Here is a 25887-nt window from a genome sequence, read left to right as displayed (position 1 = left end):
CCGGATCGCCGGACCGTACTATTTCTTATACCGCCAGAGCCCTTATGACAGAGCCCTTATGACACTTTCACGTCCTCCCCTGGTCTTTGCCCACGCCAACGGCTTTACCGGCGACAGTTACAAAAGCCTGCTGGCCCCCTTGGCCGAGCACTTCGATCTTCAGCCTATCGACCGGGTCGGGCACCACCCGCGCTTCCCGGTGAATCGCAATTGGTCCAACCTGGTCGATGAGCTTTTACATTACCTGCCTACGCACACGAAGGTGCTGGGCGTGGGCCACTCGCTGGGTGGCACGCTGATGGCCATGGCCGCACTTCGCGAGCCCAAGCGCTTTTACGGCGTGGTCATGCTCGACCCGCCCTTGATGATGGGCGTCGATGCTTGGGCGTTGAAAGCGGCCAAGCGCTTTGGTTTCGTCGACCGGATCACCCCGGCCGGCAAAACGCGCAACCGGCGAAGCGTTTGGCCCAGCCGCGAGGCGATGACCACCTCGCTCAAAAGCCGTGGGCTTTTTCGCACCTTTACCCCACAGGCGCTTAGCGACTATGTTGAAACAGGCACCCGGCTACTCGAGGACGGCCAGGCCGAGCTGGTGTTCGAACCCGGCGTCGAGGTCGCCATCTTTCGCAATCTGCCGGATCACCTTTCGTTCCGGCTGGCCCGGGTTCAGGTGCCGGTGGAAATCGTCGCCGGCGCGGGCTCTGACCTGCTGACACCCAAGCGCATTGGCCGCCTGCAGCGTAAGGGAATGTCGGTCAACCAGGTGCCGGGCGGGCATATGTTCCCCATGGAGCACCCGGAGGAGACCCGCACGGCGATTCTCGATGCCTGGCAGCGTATCCAGGCCCATTGAGGCGCCTTACCCCAAGCCCTATCGATAACGACCAGGAGAGCGACCATGTATCTTTCCGTACAGCTAAGCTACTACCCGCTGACCGACGACTTCAAACCGGTGGTCAAGGAAGTCGTCCAGCGCCTGGAGCAAAGCGGGCTCGAGGTTCACCCCAACCGCATGAGCACCCAGGTGTTCGGCGAATTCGACGCGGTCATGGCCGCCCTTAACGATGTCATGAAATGGTCCTTCGAGACCCACGGCAAAGCGGTATTCACGGCGAATTTTCTCGAAGGGGATCGCCGACCCAGAGATTAGAGTATTAAAAAAAACGCCGCCCGGTAGGGCGGCGTTTTTGCGTTCAGGCGGCGTTTGGCTCGGCGATCAGGTCAGCGAATCCAGGCAGGATTCGATGATGTCCAGGCCTTCGTTGAGCACGTCGTCTTCGATGGTGATCGGCATCAAAAAGCGGATGGTGTTGCCGTACATGCCGCAGGAGAGCAGGATCAGGCCTTTTTCGCGGGCTTTTTTGCAAAGCGCTCCGGCCAGGTCCGGGTTCGGCGCCTTTTTGCCTTCTTTCTCGGTGACCAGCTCGAAAGCGGCCATGGCGCCCAGGTTGCGCACGTTATCGATGCAGTCGAACTTGTTCTGCCACTCGTGGAAACGTTTGACCAGTTTGTTACCCAGCGCCAGGCTCTGCTCGAGAATGTTTTCCTCCTCGAACACTTCGAGTACCGCCAGGGCGGCGGCGCAGGCGGTGGGGCTGCCGGTGTAGGTGCCGCCCAGCGAGTTGGGGCCAGAGGCGTCCATGATTTTATCGGTACCGACGATGGCGGAGATCGGCATGCCATCGGCCATGCTTTTCGCCATGGTCATGATGTCGGGCTCGACGTCGCTGTGTTCGATGGCAAAGAGCTTGCCGGTACGCCCGAAACCCGACTGCACTTCGTCGACGATCATCAAGATGCCGAGCTCGTCGCAGATGTCGCGAACGCGTTTGAGAAAGGAGGCAGGGGCGGCGTAGAAGCCGCCTTCGCCGAGCACGGGTTCGAGTACGATGGCAGCGGTGTTGGTCGGGCCGGCGTCGGTTTTCAGCGCCATCATCAAGCCACGAATCGCCTCGTCTTCGCTGATGCCGTGATAAGGCACCGGATAGGGCGCACGGAAGACGGTGCCCGGCATCGGGCCGAAGTCGGTCTGGTAGGGCGCAACCTTGCCGTTCATCGCCATGGTGTAGAAGGTACGCCCGTGATAGCCGCCGTCGAAGCAGATCACGTTGGGGCGGCCGGTGGCCGCACGGGCGATCTTCACGGCATTTTCCAGCGCCTCGGCACCGGAGTTGGCCAGCATTACCTTGGCATGGCCGCGTACCGGCACGACCTGGCTGAGCTTTTCGGCTACCTTCACGTAGCCTTCATAGGGCATGACGGTCTGGCAGGTGTGCATTACCTTGTCGAGCTGTTCCTTGACCGCCGCGACGACCTTCGGGTGGCGGTGGCCAATGTTGAGTACGCCAATGCCACCGGCAAAATCGATGAAGCGGTGGCCGTCGGCATCCCAAATCTCGGCGTTCTCGGCACGGGCGGCAAAGGCCGTGGCGGGGCTTGCCGCGCCGGCGGCCACGTATTTTTGCTTTAGCGCGTTAAGCTCGGCATTGGTCATGGCGGGTTCCTTTAGCATTGGGCATGAATCACGGGTAGGGCATTAGCATAGTACGCCTACGCCGCTATTAAAATTCTGCGGGTGCCTCTGGCTGAGCCACCACGATCCGATTACGCCCCTGCGCCTTGGCACGGTACATGCCTTGGTCGCCGCGCTCGATCAAATCCTCGGCGCAGGAGGCCGGGGTGCTGGCGACACCGGCGGAGAGCGTGATCGTCAGTGCATGCTCGGTGAAGGTCTGTTCTTCTATGTGGGCGCGAAGACGCTCGGCGGCGGTTTGGGCTTCGCTACTGCTGGTTTCGGGCATGATGACCAGAAACTCTTCGCCCCCTAAGCGCACCTGCACGTCGGTGGCGCGAAGCCTGTTGTTGATCGCGGCGGAAAGCTCGGTCAGCACCGTATCGCCGGTCGCGTGGCCATAGGTGTCGTTGATGGTTTTGAAGCGATCCAGATCGAACATCATGACGCTGAGATCGCCACCATAGCGCCGGCAGCGCTTGAGTTCTTCGCTGAGATGGCAAATTCCAGCCCGCCGGTTCAAAAGCCCGGTAAGGCCATCGTGGCTGGCCAGGTGGTCCAGGCGGTCGTTCGCCTCTCGCAGCCGCTCTTCCAGCTGTTTTCGTTCGGTGATGTCGATCACGAAGGTCACTTTGCGCGGGGTGCCATCATCGCCTTCTACCCGAGCGGCTTCGGCAATGATGGTGCGCAAGTCGCCGTTTTTACAAAAAACCTGCCACTCCTGGCGCATCTCGGTCGGTTGCGTACCTTGAAGGAACTCATCGTGCATGGCGCCAGCCTTTTCGCGGTACTCCGGCGATACCATGACAGTGAAGTGCTGGCCGATGAGCTCTTCCTGGGTGTAACCGTAAAAGTTGCAGTAAGCTGGATTGACGAGCTCGAAACAGCCCCGGTTATCGGTGACGCAGATTCCTATGGGCGCGCTAGTCAGTACGCTCCACGCATTGCGTTTGGAGCGTTTTACCATTTCTTGTAATTGCTGGGCCGAAATGTCAGGCATTCACCACTCCGGGATTTAAATGCGCGAGCGCTTCGTCTCGCAGTGCCACGAGCCGTGGCGTAAGGTCCTCACCCAACGAGTCGATAGCGGGCTTGGCATAAAAGTAGCCTTGCTGGCGCATAATACCAGCGCGGGCCAACCAAAGCGCTTCACTGTGCGTTTCGATGCCTTCGGCAATTACCATGGTGTCGAGCTCCTGGGCCAGCGAAACGACCGCTTTGAGCAGGGCCTGGCGGCGCGGGTCGCTGTCGCAGTTCATGACGATTTCACGATCGATTTTAAGCGTGTCGGGGTTCAAGTCTGTGAGTAGATCCAGATTGGCGTAGCCGTTGCCGAAGTCGTCCAGGGCGGTCTTGAACCCCATGTTGTGATACGCATCGATGATATTGGCCAGGTGATGACGGTCCTCGACGCGCTCGGTTTCGGTGATCTCGAACACCAGGCGACTGGTGGGCCAGCCAACGCGCCGGGAAACTTCCAGGGTCGCCTGTATGCAGGCGTGGGGTTCGTATACCGCGTTGGGGAGAAAGTTGATCGAAAGGTCGGTCTGCATCCCCAGCGCGCTTGCCATCTCGATGGCTTTGACCCGGCAGGCCTGATCGAAGCGGTAGAGCAAGTCGTCGGTGACTTTGGAAATAATGCTCCAGGCGGACTCGCCGTTCACACCGCGCACGAGCGCTTCATACGTGGTGACCTGCGCTTTCGATAGATCCACGATAGGTTGAAACGCCATGGTGAAATCAAAGGGAAGTTCTCCATCGCAACGATTACACCGACCCTCTACCCGAGCGCAGTTACTCATGAAAAATCCTCTGTTAAGCCCTTGGTGTTTTGGGTGTTCAACACGTCTTGGCGCGTTTTATGACGCGTGACTTCAATGTGAATCGTAGCAGTTTAGTCGCAGAGGGGGGTTGCGTACATGACGGGCGTTAAGGTCCACACACCCTTTTAATTTATGTTGAACAAGCTTTCAGGAGGGGCGAAGTTGGCTTAAGCGCCCGGTGCTGGCGCTCGAGGCTGCGCTAGATGATACCCGCCTTATAGAGCGCTTCGCGCTGGGCGGTGGTGATGCCGATTTCTTCCAGCACGCTGTCGGTATGCTGGCCTAAAAGCGGTGGGGCGGTTTGGGCGGATACCGCGTGACCGTCGATACGAACCGGGTTGGCCACCAGGTCGACGCTGCCCGCCATGGGGTGGGGCAGCGTCTGCTTGAGCCCCCGTGCCTTGACGTGAGCATCCTCGAAGACCCGGTCCAGGGTATTGATCGGCCCGCAGGGCACGCCGGCGTTTTCCAGCGTCGCAAGCCAATGGTCGATGGGCCTGAGTGCAATCGCTGCCTCTAAAAGCGGCACGAGCGCCTCGCGGTGGGCGACCCGGGCACCGTTGGTGGCGAAACGGGCATCTTCACAAAGCGCAGGCTGGCCGATCGCCGCGCAAAAGCGCTTGAACTGGGCGTCGTTACCCACCGCGACGATGATATGTCCATCCTGGGTGGCAAACGCCTGGTAGGGCACGATATTGGGGTGAGCGTTACCCAGCCGCTTGGGTACCTGGTGGGAGGTCAGGTAGTTGGTGGCCTGGTTAGCCAAAACGCCCACCTGAACATCCATCAGCGAAAGGTCTATATGGCAGCCTTCGCCGCTTTCGCGGCGTGCATACAGCGCGGCGAGGATGGCGTTGGTGGCGTAAAGGCCGGTGAAAATATCGGTGATCGCCACGCCCACTTTCACCGGGCCGCCACCGGGCACTTCGTCGGGTTGGCCGGTCAGGCTCATCAAGCCGCCCATGGCCTGGATCATGAAGTCGTAGCCGGCCCGGTGGGCGTAGGGGCTTTCTTGACCGAAGCCTGTGATCGAGCAGTAAACGAGCCCCGGGTTGATCGCTTGCAGGCTCTCGAAGTCGAGCCCGTAGCGCTTCAGCCCCCCGACCTTGAAGTTCTCGAGCACCACGTCGGCGTCGCCGGCCAGGGTCTTGATCAGCGCCTGGCCTTCGGGTTTTGCCATATCCACCGTGACCGAGCGCTTGCCGCGGTTGGCGCACAGGTAATAGGCGGACTCGAAACTTTCGCCAAGCCAGGGCGGGCCCCAGTGACGGGTGTCGTCGCCTTGGCCTGGGCGCTCGATCTTGATCACATCGGCGCCCATGTCGGCCAGGGTCTGGCCGCACCAGGGGCCGGCCAGCACGCGGGAAAGGTCGAGCACCTTAATGCCCTTAAGCGGCGTTGGCGTATCGCTCATGGGGGCTCCTTGCGCGGGGCGATGGATTAGAAAAACGCCTGTAGGCCGGTCTGGGCGCGGCCCAGAATAAGGGCATGGACATCGTGGGTTCCTTCGTAGGTGTTCACCGATTCCAGGTTCACCATGTGGCGAATGACGCCGTATTCATCGGAGACGCCGTTGCCGCCGTGCATGTCCCGGGATACCCGCGCGATATCCAGCGCCTTGCCGCAGTTGTTACGCTTGATCAGCGAGACCATTTCCGGCGTCCAGTTACCTGTATCCATCAAACGGCCGACCTGTAGCGCGGCTTGCAAGCCAAGCGCGATCTCGGTTTGCATGTCGGCGAGCTTTTTCTGAATCAGCTGGTTGGCGGCAAGCGGGCGGTTGAACTGCTTGCGGTCCAGGGTGTATTGGCGGGCGGCGTGCCAGCAAAACTCCGCGGTGCCCATCACGCCCCAGGCAATGCCGTAACGCGCCTTGTTCAAACAGCCGAACGGACCTTTCAGCCCACTGACGTTAGGCAACAGGTTCTCTTCGGGAACGAAGACGCCGTCGAGCACGATCTCGCCGGTGATCGAGGCGCGCAGCGACACCTTGCCTTCGATTTTCGGGGTGGAGAAGCCCTCGAACCCGCGCTCGACGATGAAGCCCTTGATCTGGTCGTCGTGAGCGGCGGATTTTGCCCAGACCACGGCGATATCGGCGATCGGACTGTTGGTGATCCACGTCTTGGCACCGGACAAGCGGTAGCCGCCGTCGACCTGCTCGGCGCGGGTGATCATCGAACCCGGGTCGGAGCCGTGATCCGGCTCGGTCAGGCCAAAGCAGCCGACCATTTCGCCGCTGGCGAGCTTGGGCAGATACTTCTGCTTTTGCTCCTCAGAGCCGTAGGCCTCGATCGGGTACATCACCAGCGACGACTGCACGCTCATCGCCGAACGGTAGCCGGAGTCGACCCGCTCTACCTCGCGGGCGATCAACCCATAGGCCACGTTGTTGACCCCCGCGCCGCCGTACTCCTCGGCAACGGTGGCACCTAGAAGTCCCAGCTCGCCCATCTCGGACATGATCTCGCGATCGAAGCGCTCCTCACGAAACGCGCTGAGCACGCGTGGCTGAAGATTTTGCTGGCAGTAGTCCCGCGCGGCGTCGCGGATCTGGCGTTCTTCGTCGGTAAGTTGCTGCTCGAGCAGCAGCGGGTCATCCCAGTTAAAGCGTGACATGGCGAAAGCCCTCTTGTTGAGTACTTGCAATGTATCGCCGTTTCAAAGAAATATCTACATTTTTATAAAACGTCGACTTTAGTCGATGCCTCGTGCCCGTAGCACCTCGGTAATGACCGGTACCGGGGTCATCAGGTGCTCGCGCATCATGCCCGCGGCGCGTTCGCCATCCCGGGCCAGAATCACCTCGACCAGCGCGCTGTGCTCCTGGTGCTTTTGGGCCAGCGCACTGGTCGACATCACGGTTTCCTGCAACCAAAGGTGGCGGTAACGCTCGACCTGGTTGAACAGCGCATCGCGCATTTGTAGCAGGTGGGGGGAGTTGCAGCCGCTGGCAATAGCGGTATGGAAAGCCTGGTGGCGCTGGTCCCAGTTATCGAGAAGCTCATCCGGGCTGCTGACGTCGGTGACCTTGCCCAGCCGGTGGGCGGTGGCCAGCACGTCGGCTTCCCAGTCATCGTCGCCACGCTCGATGGCCAACCCCAGCACCAGGCCTTCGAGCTGGGCGCGGGCATCGTAAATATCGCCCAGTTCGGCAAGCGACATGGGCGCGACGCGGTAGCCGCGCTGGCTAATGGCGACCACCAACCGGTCGGCCACCAGCTGGGAAAGCGCTTCTCGCAGCGGGCCGGTGCTCACCCCGTAATGAGTTTTCAGAAGGCTCATCAAGAGTTTCTCACCCGGCGGGTAGCGCCCGCGAATGATATCCCGCTTCAAATCGCGGTAGGCGCTAATGGCCAGGTTGGGCCGGGGTAGGGGCGGTTCCATCGAATCTCCTGGGGTGGCGGTCAAAATAGGCGTCATTATTGCGTAATTTTGAAAATTTATCTCAAGTGACGCTATTTCGTGAAAGGGCGCCGCCAGGCGTCGGCCGGTGAGCGCAGCGGGGGCGAATGCTTTTACGATGCCGTGGCTATGGCACTATCGTCCCATTAACGTTTGTTTTGAAACCGTGCTAACGTCATTAAAGCGGCTTTCAAAAACCACAAAGCCGCATTGCGCGACCTTGCGACTCCAATATCAATAAAGCACCCATGAGAGAGACAACGCCCATGCGAACGCTAAAATACGCTGCCGCCACGACCATGTTAGCGCTGGCGCTACCCGCCAGTGCACAGCAGCTCTCGATTGCCACCGGGGGCACCGGCGGCGTCTACTATCCAATTGGTGGCGGTCTGGCCGAAATGATCAACGACCATATCGAAGGGGCGCAGGCGACCGCGGAAGTTACTGGCGCCTCGGTCGAGAACATGGGGCTGATCATGCGTGGCGACGCGGATATGGCCACCGCTTTGGCGGACACCGTCTATCAGGCCTACACCGGCACCGGCGACTTCGAAGGCCGTCAGGTCGAAAACACCCGGGCGCTGGCCTCCCTCTACCCCAACGCCGTACAGCTGGTCACGCTTGCGGAGTCCGATATCCAGAGTATTAGTGACTTGGCCGGTAAACGGGTGTCGGTAGGCGCGCCGGGTAGCGGCACCGAGCTCAACGTCAGTGCGCTGCTCGAGTCCAACGGTATCAGTTACGATGACTTTGATCCGCAGCGGCTGAATTTCAACGAAACCGCCGATGCCATCCGCGATGGCGATATCGACGCTGGTTTTTGGAGCGTGGGCCCGCCCACCAGCTCGATCATGAACCTGGCGGCTACGCGCGATATCCGCTTGATAAGCCTTTCCGAGGAAGAGATTGCCAACGCCCGTGAAGACGAAGAGGTGTTCGCCCCCTACGAGCTGGCGGCCGGTCTTTACGACGGTATGGACGAAGCGGTGCAGACCATCGGTATTCCCAACGTCCTGGTGGTCAACGCCGATATGGACGAAGAGCTTGCCTACCAACTTACCCAGGTGCTTTTCGAACACACCGACGAGCTGATCGCCGTTCATCCGGCGGCCAACGACACCACCGTCGAGTTCACGATGGAGTCCACGCCGGTGCCGCTACACCCGGGCGCCATCCGCTACTTCGAAGAAACCGGCGCTGAGATCCCCGATCGCCTGCGTCCGTAAGCCTACCCGAGGCGTTCGGTCATGCAGTGGCTAGCGGCGTCGCTGATAGCGCTTTCATTGACGGCGCTACAAAGCGCCGGTGCCTGGGGACAGGCGCCGGCGCGTTTGACGGTGACCAGCGACGCCGGCGCCGTGCTGCTCGATCACCCCATCCCCGATGAAAGCCGCTGGTGTATGGCCTGGAACCACTCGGTGGCGCACTTTACCGTGCTCGACTGTTACCAGAACCGCGGCGGGCAGATGGTGCTGGAGCGTAGCCACCAGCCGGACTTCGCCGCGGGCCTTGGCCATATTGCCGGGCGCGGGGTGCAGGTTTCCGACGGCGAAGGCGGCTATTGGATCAATGCCATCGACGAGGCCGTGCCTGGTAATCGCTACCGGCTACGCGTAGGGGCGCTCTCGGTGAGCCATCGCATCACCTGGCCCGATAGCGGCCATGAAACGGTGAGCCTGAGCGAGCGCGCCCCCGGTGAGCGGGTGATCGTCGAACTCACCGCGCCGTGAGCCGGTGTCCGCGGCTATCCCTTGACGTTAAAACTCTTTGCTTGCTAACCCTTTCGAGGACTCCATGAGCGAATCCACTCAACCTGCGGTGGTCATGCCGGGGGCAAACGCGGTGCAGCCCCGCCAGGCACTTTGGGCCATCACGATCGTGGCGGTTGCCCTTTCGCTTTTCCAGCTCTACTCGGCGGGCATTCAGCCGTTGGGGCTTTTCTATCAGCGCAGTATCCACCTGGCGCTGATCATGTTGCTGGCGTTTTTGATGTTTCCCGTGTTCGGCCCGACCCGAGCACGCGGCGTACTTGGCTGGGCGCTCGACGCGATCTTCTTTGCCGGCGCGTTGATCACCGGCGGCTACCTGGTCTTCTTTTTGGATGAGATCATCAACCGTGCCGGGTTCTGGAACCAGACCGATATAACCGTGGCGATCATCGCCACGGTCACGGTGCTGGAAGCCAGCCGCCGGGCGGTGGGGTTTGGCATGACCATCATCGGTCTGATCGCGATCGTCTACGCGCTGGCCGGGCCCCGGGGGGAACTGGCTTGGCTTGGCGATTGGTTGCCGGGTATTTTGTCTCACCGCGGCTATACCCTCGACCGCGTAGCGGGACAGCTTTATCTTGGTCAGGAGGGTATTTTCGGCCTGCCGCTCGGGGTGGCGGCCACCTACATCTTCATTTTCGTGCTGTTCGGCGCCTTTTTGGAGAGCACCGGCGCGGGGCGGTTTTTCATCGATATGGCTTACGCCGCCACCGGGCGCCAGCGCGGCGGCCCGGCCAAGGCGGCGGTACTCGCCTCGGCGGGCATGGGCTCGATCTCCGGCAGCGCCATTGCCAATGTGGTGACCACCGGCGCCTTTACCATTCCGCTCATGAAAAAGCTCGGCTATCAGCCCAAACAGGCCGGCGGCATCGAGGCCGCGGCGTCGACCGGCGGGCAAATCATGCCGCCGCTGATGGGGGCCGGGGCGTTTTTGATCGCCGAGTACACCAATACGCCGTACCTGGACATCGTCAAGATCAGTATCCTGCCGGCCATCATGTACTTCGCCACGGTGTATCTCTTCGTGCATATCATCGCGCTAAAGCAAGGCATGCAGGGCATGCCGAGAAGCGAGCTGCCCAAAATGCGCCAAGTGATGAAGGATGGCTGGCACTTCTTACTGCCGCTGGCGGTACTGGTCTGGCTGCTGGTCATGAACCTTTCGCCCATGCGAGTGGGCTACTACGCGGTGGTAACCATGGTCGCCGTGGCGGTGATTCGCTACGCGCTTTGGTACTTCTTCGTCGCCCCCGGCCAGGGCCATCCGGTGACCTTCGAGCGCACCAAAAACGTGGTGTGGGCGGGGCTTGTTAAGCTGGTCGAAGGGCTGGAGCTTGGCGCGCGCAACGCCGTGGCGGTGTCCATGGCCTGCGCGGTGGCGGGTATCATCGTTGGCGTGGTGGGCCTGACCGGGCTGGGGCTCAAGTTCTCCTCGATGATGCTCGCTTTCTCCGGCGGCAACCTGGTGCTTGCGCTGGTCATGGTGCTGCTGGCGAGCCTGGTGCTGGGTATGGGGCTGCCGGTCACGGCGAGTTATATCGTACTGATCGTGCTGGTCGGGCCGGCGCTCACCAGTGAATTCGGCGTGCCGCTTTTGATCGCGCATCTGGTGGTGTTCTGGTACTCCCAGGACTCCAACGTGACTCCGCCGATCGCGCTGGCCGGGTTTGCCGGGGCGGCGATTGCCGGCAGTAAACCCATGGAAACCGGCTTCCAGGCCTGGAAGTTTGCCAAAGGGCTCTACCTGATCCCGCTGTTCATGGTGTTCAACCCGGAGATCATCGTGGGCGGGCCGGTGCTGGTCGTGGTCTGGAACGCGGTGATCGCGATCTTCGCGCTGTGCGCCTTTGCCGCCTCGCTCGAGGGGTATCTGTTTACGCGCATGTCATGGCTACCGCGCCTGGCGATTGGGGCGGCGATCTTCGGCGTCTTCTACCCAAGCCTTTGGACCGAAATAGCCGGCGTGGTGGTGATCGCGGCGGTAATCGGCGTCAACTACCGTGCCAGCCTGCGCGAAACGCCCGCCGTCACGGCGTAACCCAAGCGTAGAACCACCGCGTATAAAAAAAGCCCGGAACAGTGTTCCGGGCTTTTTCGTTAGCGCCTTTCATCAGCGCCGGGCAGCGCGCTTTAGAAGATCGATTCCGCCGCGCCCGAACCCTGGGAGCCGCTGGCCTCCTCGAGCTCGCGGCTAATGGTGCGCGCCTGGTAGGAGGGCAGATGGCCCTCACGGAAAAGCTCCACGAGCCCGCCGGACTGGCTGTCGTACAAGCGGCGGCCGCTGTCCGGGTCGACCCGCGCGGTGACGATGGAGGCGGGGCGCTCCGGCAGGGCCGAAGGCGTGCCTTCCAGGGCGCCGCCCATGAAGTCGATCCAGATCGGCAGTGCGGCGCTGGCGCCGTATTCCGCGGTGGTTTCGTTGCTGTCCTTACCCACCCAGACCGTCGTGACCAGGTCGCTGTTGAAGCCGGCGAACCAGGCATCGCGCTGGTTGTTGGTGGTACCGGTTTTACCCACGATGTCGTCGCGGTTCAGGCTGAGCGCGGCGCGCCCGGTGCCCGAGGTGATCACGTCGCGCAGCATGTCGCGCAGAATATACACCGCGCCGGCGTCGGCGACGCGCCGGGCGACCGGATACTCCTTGCCGTCGATCTCGACGCTCTCCTGGCCTTCGGCGCAGCTCGGGCAGGCGATCTGCGGCGTGGCCTCATCGAGGATCTCCCGGTCGTCGTCGCGGGTGACGCGCTCGATGAACCAGGGCGAGACCTGGAAGCCGCCGTTGGCGATCACCGCGTAAGCGTTGGTCATTTCCATGGGCGTGAGGCTCGCGCTACCCAGCGCCAGGGAAAGCCCGCGGGGCAGCCGGTCGACCGAGAAGCCGAAGCCTTCCAGGTAGTTGATGGTCGGGTTGACGCCCATCGTTTGGAGTACGCGAATGGTGACCAGGTTGCGCGAACGTGCCAGCGCCGGGCGTAGGCGCATCGGCCCCTGGAAGTCGCGGCTGGAGTTCATCGGCCGCCACAGCGAGTTGCTGCCGTCGTCTACCACCAGGGGCGAGTCGTTGACCACGCTCGCCGCCGTCATATCGCCGTCGTCGAGGGCGGCCAGGTAGATGAAGGGCTTGAAGATCGAGCCCGATTGGCGCTGGGCCTGAATGGCGCGGTTGAACTTGCTGGCGTTGAAGTCGAAGCCGCCCTGCAGCGCCAGAATCGCGCCGGTGCGCGGGTCTTGAACCACCAGCGAACCTTCGACGTCCGGGCGCTGAGAAAGTCTTAGCGATTCATCGTCGTTCTCCACCACGCGGATCAGGTCTCCGCGCACGGCGATCTGATCGGCGCTTGACGGCTCGCCGCCGCGGCTGCGCGGGCTTTGGTAGGCGCGTGCCCAGTTCAGGCCGTCCCAGGCGATGGTTCTAAGTTCGCGGTCGCGGGTCAGCACCTGCATTTCTCGGCCGCTGCTCTGGACCACGATGGCCGGTTGCAAAAGGCCGTAGTTGGGCGTGCGCTCGAGCACCTGTAGCCAGTTGGAGACGTCGCCGTCGATGCCTTCGATCTCGGTCTGGCTGCGCTCCGCGGCCTGGCGCGCGGTCTGGCGGATTTCCGGCGACTCGGAAAGCTCCTCTTCAAGGCCTTGAGTATTCGTTTGCTCTTGGGCTTCGACGAGGCTGGCGGCGATGTCGCGCTGCTCCGCGCCGCGCCAGCCGTGGCGCCGGTCGTACTCGATCAAGCCGTTGGCCAGGGCGTTGCGGGCGGCGGGTTGAAGCTCGCTGTCGATGGTGGTGTAGATCCGATAGCCGCCGGTGTAGGCGGTGTCACCAAAGCGTTCGACCGCATACTGGCGAGCCATTTCCGAGACGTAGGAGGCATCCACTTCGGTTTGGGTGTAGTGGCGACGCGCGGTCACCGGGTCCTGCACCGAGGCCTGGTAGGTATCGTTATCGATATAGCCAAGCTCGCGCATACGGAACAAAATCCAGTTGCGGCGAATCAGTGAGCGCTCGGAGTTGGCCAGCGGATTGAACGCCGACGGTGCCTTGGGAAGCCCCGCGATCATTGCGGTTTCGGCAAGCGTTAGCTCGGCAAGGGGGCGGTCGTAGTAGGTTTCCGCGGCGGTGGCGATGCCGTAGGCGCGGTTACCCAAAAAGATCTTGTTGACATAAAGCTCGAAGATTTGCTCTTTGGAGAGCACCTGCTCCATCTGCAGCGCCAGCAGGATTTCACGAATTTTACGCGTGAAGGTCTGGTCCAGCGTCAGCATATAGTTACGCGCGACCTGCATGGTGATGGTCGAGCCCCCGGACTGGATCGAGCCGCCGCTTCGGGCAAGCTCCACCGCCGCGCGGGCAAGCCCGCGCGGGTCGACCCCGGCGTGTTCGAAATAGCTCGAGTCCTCCGCGGCGACCAGCGCGTTGATCATGTCCTGGGGGATTTCGTCGAAATCGACCACCATGCGCCGCTCTTCACCGAACTCGCCGATCAGCCGGCCGTCGTTGGTGAAGATACGCAGCGGGGTATGCAGTTCGAAATTTTGCAGCTGGCGAACGTCGGGAAGCCCCGGAGAAAAGTAGATGGCAGCACCTACCACGGCCAGCACGGCGGCGCCCACCAGGGCGGCAGCCATCGAAACCAGTGACAGGATAAGGGTTCGAAAAAACGTCATGAACAGAGGGCACCCGTGGAGATAAGATAAGTACGGCGTCCAACTGGCCGTATTGCGCAATTGGCGACCATTATAAGAAGCCAGGCCCTCGGCCACCAGTGTTGATATGCCATGATTGCCTCAACGTGTGGCGGCGCCCAAAATAAGGTAACCTCGGACGACGCTCGACAAGACGACAAAATCAACGGGACCACATGCGCCTACCAAAGTCTGGAAAGGGGTTGATCGGGGTCGATATCACCTCGGCCACCGTTAAGCTTTTAGAGCTCAAGCAACTGGACGGCAATTTTCAGGTTCAGAGCTACGCCGTGCGCCCGCTCAAAGAGGGGGCCGTGGTGGAGCGCCGGATACGCGATATCAGCGATGTCGCCCGGGTGCTTCGAAACGCCGTCGAACACGCCAATCCCTCGACCCGTAAAGCCGCGGTCGCCGTTCCCGCCAGCGCCGCCATTAGCAAAACCCTGAGCTTTCCCGCTTCGCTGGGCGAAGACGAGATTGAGGCGCGGATAATCGAGGAGTACGACCGCCACATTCCTTTTCCGTTCAACGAGGTGGCCTTCGACTTTCAGCGTTTGGGGGTGGTGCCCGATGACGAAAGCCAGCAGCAGGTGGCGCTGGTGGCGTGTCGTCAGCGCGACGTCAGCCAGCTGACCGATACGCTGGTGCAGGCCGGGCTCGAACCCGCCGCGGTGGATGTCGAAACCTTCGCCGTCGAACGCTCGTTTGGCGAGCTCAGGCGGGCGCTCAACGTCAGTGACGACCCCAGGGCGTGCGTGGCCCTGGTGGATCTGGGCGCTAATATGAACGCGTTCCACGTGCTGCGCGACGGGCGCATTACCTACAGCCGCGACACGGTATTTGGCGGGCGCCAGTTGACCGATGCCATTCGCGAACGGTTCGACCTGAGCAACGAAGAGGCCGGCCTTGCCAAAAAGCGCGGCGGCCTGCCCGAGGATTATCAGGCCAACGTGCTAACGCCTTTTATCGAAACCGTGGTGCAGCAGGTGGGCCGCTCGCTTCAGCTTTACTATACCGCCGGGCGCAAACAGCGGGTCGAGCACCTGGTACTGGCCGGCGGGTCGAGCGTGATCCCAGGGCTTGCCGAGCGTATCGCCGAAGAGAACGGTCTGGCGGTGACGCTGGCCAACCCCTTTCACCGGATGCACATCTATAAGCGGCTGAACGTCGAGGGCCTGACCAACGACGCGCCAGCCATGCTCACCGCCTGTGGGCTTGCCATGAAGGTAGGCCAATGAATATCAACATCAACCTGTTGGCCTGGCGGGATGCGCGCCGGGAAAAGCGCACCCGGCAGTTCTATAAAATGCTGGCTTTGGCGCTGGTCGTGGGGGTGTTGATGGCGCTGGCCGTGGGGCTTGTGTATCAGCAAGAACTCGATGGGCAAGAGATGCGCAACGCCTACATCACCCGCCATGTCGAGCAGTTGGAGCACCAGATTGCCGACGTGAAGCGCTATCAGGAAGACGCGGCACAGCTCAGCACCCAGCTCGAGCTTTTCAAAACCCTGCAAAGCGAGCGCACCGATACCGTCGAGCTTTTCAACGCGCTGGCCGCTAGCCTGGCCGACGGCGTGGTCTACGAGCAGTTAAGCCGGGAAGGGGAGCGGGTTCGCCTCACCGCGACGGCCAACGACGAGCGCCAGGTCTCAGAGCAGCTGCGCCGCATTGCAAGTATGCAAGGCTTTGCCGTGCCGGTACTTTCCGAGGTGACCAGCGCCCCGAACCAGCAAGGGCGGCGGTTTGGCTTCGAGGTCGTCCAGACGCTGCACGATACAAGCCCTGACGCCGGTCAAGGGGAGGCCGCCCAGTGATGACGCGAGCCCGGGCGCGCCACGAATGGCAGCGTCTCAAAGAAGTCGACGTACAAAGTCTGGATCTCAAGGAGGCGGGCAGTTGGCCGGTTTTTTTGAAGGCGCTTTGCGTGGTGCTGGTATTTGCGCTTGCCTTTGGTGGGCTAATGGCGTGGCAGGTCAGCGACAAACGCGCCCGATTGTCCGAGGCGCAGCGCGAAGAGGTGCGACTTTTGAGCGAATACCGGGTCAAGGCCTCGGAAGTGGCGCTTTTGCCCAACGTGCAGAACCAGTTGACGACGCTCGGCGGACAGATGGACCGGATGCGCGCCATGCTGCCCACCAGCGCTGAGATTCCCTCGCTTTTGGACAGCATCAGCGACGCCGCGGTGGATAATCGGCTGACCATCGAAGTCGTCCGGTTGCGTGCGACCGTTAGCAACGAACACTACATCGAGCATCCGCTGGATATTCAGGTGCGCGGGGGATATCACCAGCTCGGCCGCTTCGTGGCCGACATCAGCCAGCTCGCGCGTATCGTCACCCAGCACGACTTGACCATTACACCGGTCGAGCCGCAAAGCGACGTGCTCAGGCTCTCTTTGGTGGCGCGCACCTACAGCTATATCGACGACCCCAGCCACGAGGAGGCGGCGCCATGAGACAACGCCGCGTGTGCATGATGGCCCTGGTGGCGACCCTGACCGGCTGCAGCGATGCACGGCTGGACGAGCTGGACGCCACGCTTGCCGATATCCGCCGCGCCCCTAGTGGTCAGGCTTCCCTTGCAAGCGCGCCTTTTCCCGAGGCGGCATATTTAAACTACCAATATAGCGAGTCGCGCAGCCCGTTTTTGGCGCCTGAGCAGTTGGCGCGAAGTGAGACAATCTCGCCACGAAACAGCGCCCTGGCCCCGGATACCCAGCGCCCCCTGGAGCCGCTGGAGGCCTTTGCGCTTGCCTCGCTGCGCCTGGTGGGTACGCTGCAAATGGGGGGCCAGCGCGTGGCGCTGATCGCCACGCCCGACGGCAGCGTCGTGAACGTGCGAGAAGGTAATCACATGGGATCCAACTACGGGGAGGTCACCCGTATTTCGCTAGAGGAAGTCACTCTGCTTGAGCGCGTATTCAGCGAGCAGGAGGGCTGGCAGGAGAGCCCGGCCGCGCTGTCACTCGACCCCTAGCCGGCTGTTACTACTTATCGCTTGATAGACGTTGATCCGGGACCCGTTGTTTATGCTCATCACTGCCCGCTATACCGCGCTTTTTTTGCTCGCCCTTTGGCCTGCCATGGCCAATGCCGTGCTTTTGACCGATCTTCAGGTGCGCGAGGCATCCCAAGGGGAGGTGGAGCTTTTGCTCTCCTTCGACGGCCCTCCCGCCGAGCTCACCGGCTACGCGCTGGAGTCGCCGCCGCGTTTGGCGCTGGATTTGCCGGATACCCAAAGCGGGCTTGAAAACCGTAACCTGGTGGTCGACCAGGCGGGCGTCGAGCGGATCACGACCATCGAAGGCGGGGGGCGCACGCGCTTGATCGTCGAGCTGCAGGGTGCGCATACGTTTCGCTCGGCGCCGTCCCCCAGCCGGCTAAGCGTTTTTCTTACCCCAACCGGCGGTACTCCCCCGGCCGCGACGGCGTCTGCATCTGCTTCCACCTCTACTGCCCCGGTTGCGGCAACGCCGTCGGCGTCCGTTGCCAGCGCTTCCACCCCCGCCAGTGCCAGCGGGCCTCAGGTCGAGAACATCGATTTTCGCCGCGGCGCCAACGGCGCCGGGCGGCTGCTGGTCACGTTTAGCCAAAGCGGCGTAAGCGCCAGTGTCGAAGAGGCCGACCGCGGCGTCGTGCTTGCCAATCTGGAGGGCGTGACCTTGCCGGATTCACTCGACCAGATCCTCGATGTCACCGACTTCGCCACGCCGATCAACCGCATCACGCCGCGCGCCACCGCCCGGGGGGTGCAGTTGGAGCTTCAAACCCAGGGGGCTTTTGCGATGCTCTCTTCGCAGAGTGGGCGGGTGCTGACCGTGGACGTGGAGCCCGTCGCCGAATCCGACTCGCTTGCCCAGCGGGGCGAGGAGAGTTTCACCGGCGACCGGCTGAGCCTTAACTTTCAGGATATCGAGGTGCGTTCGGTACTGGCCACGCTTGCCGAGTTTACCGGTTTGAACCTGGTGGCCAGCGACAGCGTGACCGGGCGGGTAACGCTCAACCTGAACGACGTGCCCTGGGACCAGGCGCTGGCGCTGATTTTGCAAAGCCAAGGGCTCTCGAGTCGCGAAAAGGGCAACGTGATCGTCATCGCGCCGGCGGGGGAGCTTGCCGATATCGAGCGCCAGGAGATCGAGTCGCGTAATCAGCGCCAGACCCTCACGCCGCTGGTGACCGAGTTCATCGAAGTGCGCTACGCCCGCGCCGAGGATTTTGCCCAGCTTTTGCGCGGCGGCGACGGCTTCGGGCTTTTGACCGACCGTGGCCGGGTCACCGTCGACCAGCGCACCAATACGCTGCTGGTTCAGGACACCGCCGAGCAGATTCGCGAAATACTCGCCACCCTCGACCGGCTGGATATCGCCGTGCGCCAGGTGCAGATCGAGGCGCGCATCGTCATCGCCCGGGACACCGCCTCGCGCGAGCTAGGCATCAACTGGGGCGCTTCGAGCACCCGCGGTTTTCAGCTCAACGAAGATGGCACGACCTACGGCCGGCGCAATATCAACCCGGCTGGCATCAACCGTGCCCAGGGCGGGCTCGCCGTCGATTTGGGGGCCGGTGCGGTGGCCGGCACCGGGTTTAGCTTTGGTTATCTCTCCGGCGACGTGCTGCTGGATCTCGAACTCAGGGCGCTCGAGAGCGAAGGCAAGAGTCAGACGATCTCCCAGCCGCGCATCATCACCGCCAACCAGCGCACCGCCACCATCCGCCAGGGCGAGGAGCGCGCGTTTCAGAGTGTGGATGTGCAGGGCAATCCGGATACCCAGTTCAAGGAGGCCGAGCTTTCGCTGGAGGTCACCCCGCAGATCACCCCGGATAATCGCATCATCATGGATCTCGTGATCAAAAACGACAGCTTCCGGGAAAGCGAATTCGGCGGGGAGCCGCCCATCGATACCAATCAGATCGAAACCCAGGTGCTGGTCGACAATGGCCAAACCGTCGTGCTTGGCGGTATCTTAACCACTGAGCAGCTCAGCCAAATTGCCAAAACCCCGTTATTGGGTGATCTACCCGTCCTCGGGCGGCTATTTCGCTACACCCAGGAGAGCAATGAAAAGGTAGAGCTGTTAGTGTTTATTACTCCACGACTACTAGATGATGGTTTGGCGGTTCGCTGATGCAGGATTTACCCAGCCTTTTTTTGGTCGGCCCCATGGGCGCCGGCAAAAGTACGATCGGCCGCTTGTTGGCCGCAGAGCTTTCGCGCACCTTTTATGACAGTGACCATGTCATACAGGATCGCTGCGGGGCGGATATTCCCTGGATTTTCGATGTCGAGGGCGAGCTTGGCTTTCGCCAGCGCGAAATGCAGATGATCGACGAGCTGACCCGCTTGCAAGGCGTGGTGCTGGCCACAGGCGGCGGCGCGGTACTGCGCGAAGAGAACCGTCAGGCGCTGCGAGAACGCGGCACCGTGGTCTATCTGCTCACGACCGTCGAGCAGCAGCTAAGGCGCACCCGCCGGGACAAAAACCGCCCACTTTTGCAGTGCACCAACCGCGAACAGGTGCTGCGGGACATGTTCACGGCCCGCGATCCGCTCTACCGCGCCACCTCGGATGTGACCGTGCGCACCGACCGACGAAGCCCGCGGTCGGTGGTCAACGATATTCTCCGTCGTGCTCAGCGTCTCAACGACCCGCTCGAAAGCGCCTACCCGACCGACTCCAAGGTATCGTCATGACGTCACGTGCCAAGCGCACCCTGAACGTAGCCCTTGCCGAGCGCAGCTACCCAATTCACATCGGCGCTGGCTTGATCGCCGAGCCGGGTCTGCTCGCCCCTTATATTGCGGGTAGCCAGGTCCTCGTGGTGACCAACGAGACCATCGCGCCTTTATATCTCGACACGCTCTGCCAGGCCTTGCCCGAGGCGTGTAGCGTACGCACGCTGGTACTACCCGACGGCGAGCAGTATAAAAGTATCGAGCAGGTCGAGCGCATTTGGGATGCGCTGCTCGGCGCTGGTTTCAACCGGCGCTGCACGCTGGTGGCGCTTGGCGGCGGGGTGATCGGCGACATGGTCGGCTTCGCCGCCGCCGCCTACCAGCGGGGCGTCGCGTTCATTCAGGTGCCCACCACGCTGCTCTCCCAGGTGGACTCCTCGGTGGGCGGCAAAACCGGCGTCAATCATCCGCTTGGCAAGAACATGATCGGCGCGTTCTGGCAACCCAAAGCGGTACTGGTCGATACCGATACGCTGACGACACTGCCTGGCCGCGAGCTTTCCGCCGGGCTTGCCGAGGTGATCAAGTACGGCCTGATTCGCGACGAGGCATTTTTGAGCTGGCTCGAAGCGCACATGGAGGCGCTTCGCCGCGTCGAGCCCGAGGCCATTAGCGAGGCGATCGCGCGAAGCTGTCAGACCAAGGCGGATATCGTCGCCGATGACGAAACCGAGCAGGGCGTGCGGGCGCTTTTGAACCTGGGGCACACCTTTGGCCACGCCATCGAGGCACACCAGGGCTACGGTAACTGGCTTCACGGCGAGGCAGTAGGCGCCGGCATGGCCATGGCCGCCACGCTTTCTCACGCGCTCGGCATGCTCAGTACCGATGATCTGGCTCGTACCAGAGCGGTGATCGAAAGCGCCGGGCTGCCGCTGGCCGCCCCCGAAGGCATGCAGGTCGAAGATTTTTTGAGCCGTATGCGCTTGGACAAGAAAAACATCGATTCCCGGCTTCGCCTGATACTGCTTGAGGCCCTGGGGCAGGCGGTGATCAGCGACCAGACACCCCCCGCGACGCTCGAAGCGCTGCTCCAGCGCTACCCCAGAGCCGTCAATAAAGGTGTCGTCGACCCGCGTTAGTCGTCTGCGCCCTGAAACGACAAGACCCGCCACGATGGCGGGTCTTGTCGTTTCAGGGCGCAGGAACCTGCATCACCTATGTTAATCGGTATGCGGTATGCGCTATCGGCATGGGGTTTTGTGTCATCGTTAGACTAAAGTCTATGCGCCCGTTGGGGCGGCAAAAGCGACGCTGCTTTTTGGGTTAAGTGATTGACCCGACTATATTTTTTACCCAAGGGTTAATGCAAATGCAGGATTTGGCAAGGATTTTGAGAAATTTCAGGCGGTCGGGCGATTGCGCCAGGTAGGGGCGAGTGGCTATGCTGATCGGCCATTTTCCTGCGGCAGCGAACGCATCAGAACAGGGGGCTCGGGCGGGAAATACGTAGCATAATAAAAAGAAAACCCGCTATTAAAGCATAGAGTCGCTGCCAGTAAAACACCTTGACTAGAGGCACGCCCATGAACAAAGGTCTTCATCAGCCTGGCGAGTTTCGTGATAACTGCGGCTTTGGGCTTATTGCTCATATGCAAGGGGACGCCAGTCACGATCTTTTAAAGACGGCCATCGAGTCGCTGACGTGCATGACGCACCGCGGCGGTATCGCCGCTGACGGCAAAACCGGCGATGGCTGTGGGCTGCTTTTAAAAATGCCCACTCGGTTCATGCGTGAAACCGCCAAAGAGGCGCTGGACGTCGAGCTTGGCGAACACTTTGCCGTGGGCGTGATCTTTCTACCCGTTGACGAGGCGCGCGCCCAGCGTGCCCGCGAAACCCTGGAGCGTGAACTCGACAAGCGCGGACTCAAGCGTATTGGCTGGCGCGAAGTACCCACCGACTCCAGCGTATGCGGTCCCATGGCGCTGGATTGTCTGCCGCGCATCGAGCAGGTTTTCATCGAGCCCGGCGATAGCGGCAATTTCGCCGTGGATCTCTTCATGGCTCGGCGCTACGCCGAGCAGACGCTCAAGGATGACGAGGACTTTTACGTCTCCTCGCTCTCCTCCGAGGTGGTCTCCTATAAAGGTCTGGTAATGCCGGAGGATCTGCCGGCGTTCTACAAGGACCTGAACGACCCGCGCCTGGAAACCGCCATCTGCGTCTTTCACCAGCGCTTTTCGACCAACACCGCGCCGCGCTGGCCGCTGGCTCAGCCGTTTCGCCTGCTCGCTCACAACGGCGAGATCAACACCATCGAGGCCAACCGCGGCTGGGCCAACTCGCGCAAGGCCAACTTCGCAAGCGAGCACCTGCCGGACATCGCCGAGCTCGACGAAGTCGTCAACACGACCGGTTCCGACTCCTCGAGCATGGACAACATGCTCGAAGTGCTGCTCACCGGCGGCATGGAACTTCACCGCGCCGTGCGTATGATGGTGCCGCCGGCCTGGCAGAACGTCGAGACCATGGACGCGGAACTGCGCGCCTTCTACGAATACAACTCCATGCACATGGAGCCCTGGGACGGCCCGGCGGGCGTAGTCATGACCGATGGCCGCCAGGCCGTGTGTATGCTCGACCGTAACGGCCTGCGCCCGGCACGCTGGGTGATGACCAAAAACGGCTACATTACGCTGGCCTCCGAAACCGGCACCTATGGCTACAAACCCGAAGACGTGGTCGCCAAGGGGCGCGTGGGCCCGGGGCAGATGCTCGCCGTGGATACCCAAACCGGTGAAGTACTGCACACCGACGATATCGACAACCGCCTGAAGTCCGCCTTTCCCTACAAGCGCTGGCTCAAAGAGCAGGCCAGCTACCTGGAGTCGGCGCTGACCGAGCTTGCACGTTTTCAGAGCATGGACTCAGATGCGCTCAACGTGCAGCAAAAGATGTTCCAGGTCACCTTCGAGGAGCGCGACCAGTTGCTGCGCCCGCTGGCTGAAAGCGGCCAGGAGGCAGTGGGCTCCATGGGCGACGATACGCCGATGGCGGTGCTTTCCAGTCGCCCGCGCCTGCTCACCGACTACTTCCGTCAGAAGTTTGCCCAGGTGACCAATCCGCCGATCGATCCGCTGCGTGAGGCGATCGTGATGTCGCTGGAGACCTGTTGCGGCGCGGAGCTCAACGTGTTCAAGGCCACCCCCGAACACGCGCACCGTCTGATTCTGACCACGCCGGTCCTCTCGCCGCGCAAGTTCACCGCGTTGGTCAGTCAGGATGATCCGGCGTTTGCCAGCTGCCCGCTGCCCCTTGGCTATAACCCGGATGAAACGAGTCTCAAGCAGGCCGTGACCGCGCTTTGCCAAAAGGCCGAAGAGCAGGTCAAGGCGGGCTGCGTGCTGTTGGTGCTCTCGGACGCCGAGTTACCCAAAGGCGAAGTGCCGATCCAGGCCGCGTTGGCCGTCGGCGCGGTGCACAGTCACCTGGGAAGGCTGGCGCTGCGCCCCAACGCCAACATCATCGTGGAAACCGGCTACGCCCGGGATGCCCATCAGATGGCGGTGCTCTTTGGGGTGGGCGCCACCGCGGTTTACCCCTGGCTTGCCTACCAGGTCATGGCGGACATGCACCGCGTGGGCGAGTTGACCGGCAACCCCGCCGACTCCCGCGAGAACTACCGCAAGGGCCTGCAGAAAGGGCTTTTCAAAATTCTCTCCAAAATGGGAATTTCCACGCTCGCCTCTTACCGCGGCTCCATGCTGTTTGAGGCCGTCGGGCTCAATGACGAGATCATGGAGATCTGCTTTATCGGCATGGCCTCGCGCATTCAGGGGGCGGGTTTCAGCGAGCTACAGATGCAGCAGACGCTGATTGCCAAAGACGCCTGGACGCCGCGCAAGGGCATCTCCCAGGGCGGCCAGCTCAAGTACGTGCACGGGTTTGAATACCACGCCTACAACCCGGACGTGGTCATGACCTTGCAGGCGGCGGTGCAGGAGGGCAGCTACGCCAAGTGGAAGAAGTTCGCCCAGCACGTCAACGAGCGTCCGGTGGCGACCATCCGCGATCTGTTGAAGCTCAAGCTCACCGGCGATTCGATCGAACTCGACGAGGTGGAGTCCGTCGAGGATCTGCTGCCGCGCTTCGATAGCGCCGGCATGTCCCTCGGCGCGCTCTCGCCGGAAGCCCACGAGGCGCTGGCCCAGGCGATGAACGAAGCCGGCGGGCGCTCCAACTCCGGCGAAGGCGGCGAAGATCACGCCCGCTACGGCACGATCCGAAGCTCCAAAATCAAGCAGATCGCCTCGGGGCGCTTCGGCGTCACGCCCTCGTATTTGGTCAACGCCGAGGTGCTACAGATCAAGGTGGCCCAGGGCGCCAAGCCCGGTGAGGGTGGCCAGCTACCCGGCGGCAAGGTGAACGAACTCATCGCCCGGCTGCGCTACGCCGTTCCCGGCGTGACGCTGATTTCACCGCCGCCGCACCACGATATCTACTCGATCGAGGATCTGGCGCAGCTGATTTTCGATCTCAAACAGGTCAACCCGGACGCCCAGGTCTCGGTGAAGCTCGTCTCCGAACCTGGCATCGGCACCATCGCCACCGGGGTGGCCAAGGCCTACGCGGACCTGATCACCGTCTCGGGCTATGACGGCGGCACCGCGGCAAGCCCGATGACCTCGATCAAGCACGCGGGCTCCCCCTGGGAGCTGGGCCTTCCCGAAGTCCACCAGGCACTGCGCATCAACGGGCTGCGCGACAAGATTCGCCTGCAGACCGACGGCGGCCTGAAAACCGGCCTGGACGTGGTCAAGGCGGCGATTTTGGGCGCCGAGAGCTTTGGCTTTGGCACCGCGCCGATGGTCGCGCTGGGGTGCAAATACCTGCGTATTTGCCATCTCAATAACTGCGCCACCGGTGTCGCCACCCAGGACGACTACCTGCGCGGCGAACACTTTCGCGGCACCGTCGACATGGTCAAAAACTACTTCCGCTTTATCGCCGAAGAGGTGCGCGAGCTGATGGCACTGATCGGCGTGCGCCAGTTGACCGACCTGATCGGCCGTACGGACCTTTTGGAAGTGATCGAAGGCAACACCGCCGCCCAGCGGCGGCTGGACCTGACGCCGCTTCTGGAAAACGATTACGTGCCCGCGGACGCGCCGCAGTTTTGCACGGTGAGCCGTAACGTACCCCACGACCCCGGTGCCAAGAACCAGGAGGTATTGGGCGCTCTTAAAGATGCCATCGAAAACCGCGCTGGCGGCGACTTCAGCTTCGATATCACCAACTGCGATAGAAGCGTGGGCGCACTCAGCTCTGGCGCTATTGCCAAGCGTTACGGCGAAGAGGGCCTCGAGGAGGCACCGATTACCGCGCGCTTTACCGGGGTGGCCGGCCAGAGTTTCGGCGTCTGGAATGCGCGGGGCTTGAATCTATATCTCGAGGGCGACGCCAACGACTACGTCGGCAAGGGTATGAACGGCGGGCGCATCGTGATCGTGCCACCCAGGGTGAGCGAGTTCGAAAGCCACAAGACCTCGATCGTCGGCAATACCTGCCTTTATGGCGCCACCGGCGGCACGCTGTATGCCGCGGGCGTGGCCGGCGAGCGCTTTGGTGTGCGCAACTCCGGCGCCATGGCGGTCATCGAGGGCGCGGGGGATCACTGCTGCGAATACATGACCGGCGGTATCGTCTGCGTACTGGGTGAAACCGGCGTGAACTTTGGCGCGGGCATGACCGGCGGCTTCGCCTATGTGATCGACGAAGAGCGCAACTTCGTGGATAAGTACAACCATGAGCTGGTGGAAATCCACCGCGTGAACACCGAAGCGATGGAAGCGTACCGCCGCCACCTGCGTGAAATGATCGAGGCCTACGTTGCCGAGACCGGTTCAAAACGCGGCGCGGCCATTTTGGAAGACTTCAGCGACTATGCGCGCCACTTCTGGCTGGTGAAGCCGAAGGCGGCGAGCCTGGGGAGTTTGCTGGATCAATCTCGGCGTCAGCCGCAGTAA

20 protein-coding genes are annotated in these 25887 nt (G+C 62.0%); 13 read left to right on the top strand and 7 right to left on the bottom strand.

Features of this window, described 5'->3' with window-relative positions; all coding sequences use genetic code 11:
- Positions 1-58 precede the first annotated feature (58 nt).
- Both ACWFVE_RS12920 and ACWFVE_RS12915 read left to right on the top strand, forming a co-directional pair.
- Entirely contained in the window at positions 59-853 is a 795-nt protein-coding gene (locus ACWFVE_RS12920) for an alpha/beta fold hydrolase (protein WP_447529671.1), read from the top strand.
- A 45-nt stretch (positions 854-898) separates the two neighbouring features.
- Positions 899-1150 carry a YkoF family thiamine/hydroxymethylpyrimidine-binding protein gene (locus tag ACWFVE_RS12915; protein ID WP_447529670.1) on the top strand — a complete coding sequence of 84 codons (252 nt, stop codon included), beginning with the start codon at positions 899-901 and terminating at the stop codon, positions 1148-1150.
- A gap of 66 nt (positions 1151-1216) precedes the next feature.
- On the opposite strand, the gene gabT is transcribed toward ACWFVE_RS12915, so the two are convergent.
- The 6 genes from gabT to csiR all read right to left on the bottom strand — a co-directional run bounded on the left by gabT (position 1217) and on the right by csiR (position 7722).
- Positions 1217-2494: a 4-aminobutyrate--2-oxoglutarate transaminase gene (gene gabT / locus ACWFVE_RS12910; RefSeq protein ID WP_447529669.1), complete on the bottom strand. Its 1278-nt coding sequence runs from the start codon at positions 2492-2494 to the stop codon at positions 1217-1219.
- 67 nt (positions 2495-2561) lie between these two features.
- Positions 2562-3512, bottom strand: a complete 951-nt coding sequence (locus tag ACWFVE_RS12905; RefSeq protein ID WP_447529668.1) for a sensor domain-containing diguanylate cyclase — start codon at positions 3510-3512, stop codon at positions 2562-2564.
- Entirely contained in the window at positions 3505-4314 is an 810-nt protein-coding gene (locus ACWFVE_RS12900) for an EAL domain-containing protein (RefSeq protein ID WP_447529667.1), read from the bottom strand. The genes ACWFVE_RS12905 and ACWFVE_RS12900 overlap by 8 nt, the downstream gene beginning before the upstream one ends.
- A gap of 220 nt (positions 4315-4534) precedes the next feature.
- Positions 4535-5749 (bottom strand): CaiB/BaiF CoA transferase family protein, encoded by a 1215-nt coding sequence (locus ACWFVE_RS12895; RefSeq protein ID WP_447529666.1) that lies wholly within the window; start codon positions 5747-5749, stop codon positions 4535-4537.
- Positions 5750-5775: 26 nt separating this feature from the next.
- The gene (locus ACWFVE_RS12890; protein WP_447529665.1) at positions 5776-6954 is read right to left on the bottom strand and encodes an acyl-CoA dehydrogenase; all 1179 of its coding nucleotides are present in this window, start codon (positions 6952-6954) and stop codon (positions 5776-5778) included.
- Positions 6955-7032: 78 nt separating this feature from the next.
- Positions 7033-7722, bottom strand: coding sequence for a DNA-binding transcriptional regulator CsiR (gene csiR / locus ACWFVE_RS12885; protein ID WP_447529664.1), 690 nt, complete (start codon positions 7720-7722; stop codon positions 7033-7035).
- Between the two features lie 284 nt (positions 7723-8006).
- Here csiR and ACWFVE_RS12880 point away from each other — a divergent pair, with 284 nt between their 5' ends.
- The 3 genes from ACWFVE_RS12880 to ACWFVE_RS12870 all read left to right on the top strand — a co-directional run bounded on the left by ACWFVE_RS12880 (position 8007) and on the right by ACWFVE_RS12870 (position 11547).
- Positions 8007-8966, top strand: a complete 960-nt coding sequence (locus tag ACWFVE_RS12880) for a TAXI family TRAP transporter solute-binding subunit (RefSeq protein ID WP_447529663.1) — start codon at positions 8007-8009, stop codon at positions 8964-8966.
- A gap of 21 nt (positions 8967-8987) precedes the next feature.
- A complete protein-coding gene (locus tag ACWFVE_RS12875) occupies positions 8988-9470 on the top strand; it encodes a DUF1850 domain-containing protein (protein ID WP_447529662.1) in 483 nt (160 codons plus the stop codon).
- Positions 9471-9534: 64 nt separating this feature from the next.
- Positions 9535-11547 carry a TRAP transporter permease gene (locus ACWFVE_RS12870; RefSeq protein ID WP_447529661.1) on the top strand — a complete coding sequence of 671 codons (2013 nt, stop codon included), beginning with the start codon at positions 9535-9537 and terminating at the stop codon, positions 11545-11547.
- 92 nt (positions 11548-11639) lie between these two features.
- Here the strand turns inward: ACWFVE_RS12870 and ACWFVE_RS12865 are convergent, their stop codons facing one another.
- Positions 11640-14168: a penicillin-binding protein 1A gene (locus ACWFVE_RS12865; RefSeq protein ID WP_447529660.1), complete on the bottom strand. Its 2529-nt coding sequence runs from the start codon at positions 14166-14168 to the stop codon at positions 11640-11642.
- Positions 14169-14362: 194 nt separating this feature from the next.
- Between ACWFVE_RS12865 and pilM the strand changes: the two genes are divergently transcribed.
- The 8 genes from pilM to gltB all read left to right on the top strand — a co-directional run bounded on the left by pilM (position 14363) and on the right by gltB (position 25887).
- Entirely contained in the window at positions 14363-15424 is a 1062-nt protein-coding gene (gene pilM / locus ACWFVE_RS12860) for a type IV pilus assembly protein PilM (protein WP_447529659.1), read from the top strand.
- Entirely contained in the window at positions 15421-15999 is a 579-nt protein-coding gene (locus ACWFVE_RS12855) for a PilN domain-containing protein (RefSeq protein WP_447529658.1), read from the top strand. The genes pilM and ACWFVE_RS12855 overlap by 4 nt, the downstream gene beginning before the upstream one ends.
- Positions 15999-16640 carry a type 4a pilus biogenesis protein PilO gene (locus ACWFVE_RS12850; RefSeq protein ID WP_447529657.1) on the top strand — a complete coding sequence of 214 codons (642 nt, stop codon included), beginning with the start codon at positions 15999-16001 and terminating at the stop codon, positions 16638-16640. Before ACWFVE_RS12855 ends, ACWFVE_RS12850 begins: the two co-directional genes overlap by 1 nt.
- Entirely contained in the window at positions 16637-17161 is a 525-nt protein-coding gene (locus ACWFVE_RS12845; RefSeq protein WP_447529656.1) for a pilus assembly protein PilP, read from the top strand. Before ACWFVE_RS12850 ends, ACWFVE_RS12845 begins: the two co-directional genes overlap by 4 nt.
- Before the next feature lie 52 nt (positions 17162-17213).
- Positions 17214-19310, top strand: coding sequence for a type IV pilus secretin PilQ (pilQ, locus tag ACWFVE_RS12840; protein WP_447529655.1), 2097 nt, complete (start codon positions 17214-17216; stop codon positions 19308-19310).
- Positions 19310-19876 carry a shikimate kinase AroK gene (aroK, locus tag ACWFVE_RS12835; protein ID WP_447529654.1) on the top strand — a complete coding sequence of 189 codons (567 nt, stop codon included), beginning with the start codon at positions 19310-19312 and terminating at the stop codon, positions 19874-19876. The genes pilQ and aroK overlap by 1 nt, the downstream gene beginning before the upstream one ends.
- Entirely contained in the window at positions 19873-21000 is a 1128-nt protein-coding gene (gene aroB, locus ACWFVE_RS12830) for a 3-dehydroquinate synthase (protein ID WP_447529653.1), read from the top strand. The genes aroK and aroB overlap by 4 nt, the downstream gene beginning before the upstream one ends.
- Positions 21001-21444: 444 nt before the next feature.
- Positions 21445-25887, top strand: a complete 4443-nt coding sequence (gene gltB / locus ACWFVE_RS12825) for a glutamate synthase large subunit (protein WP_447529652.1) — start codon at positions 21445-21447, stop codon at positions 25885-25887.

The sequence above is a fragment of the Vreelandella mediterranea genome (assembly GCF_970647075.1).
The sequence above is the reverse complement of the archived record's forward strand: the minus strand, read 5'-3'. Positions and strand labels throughout refer to the sequence as shown.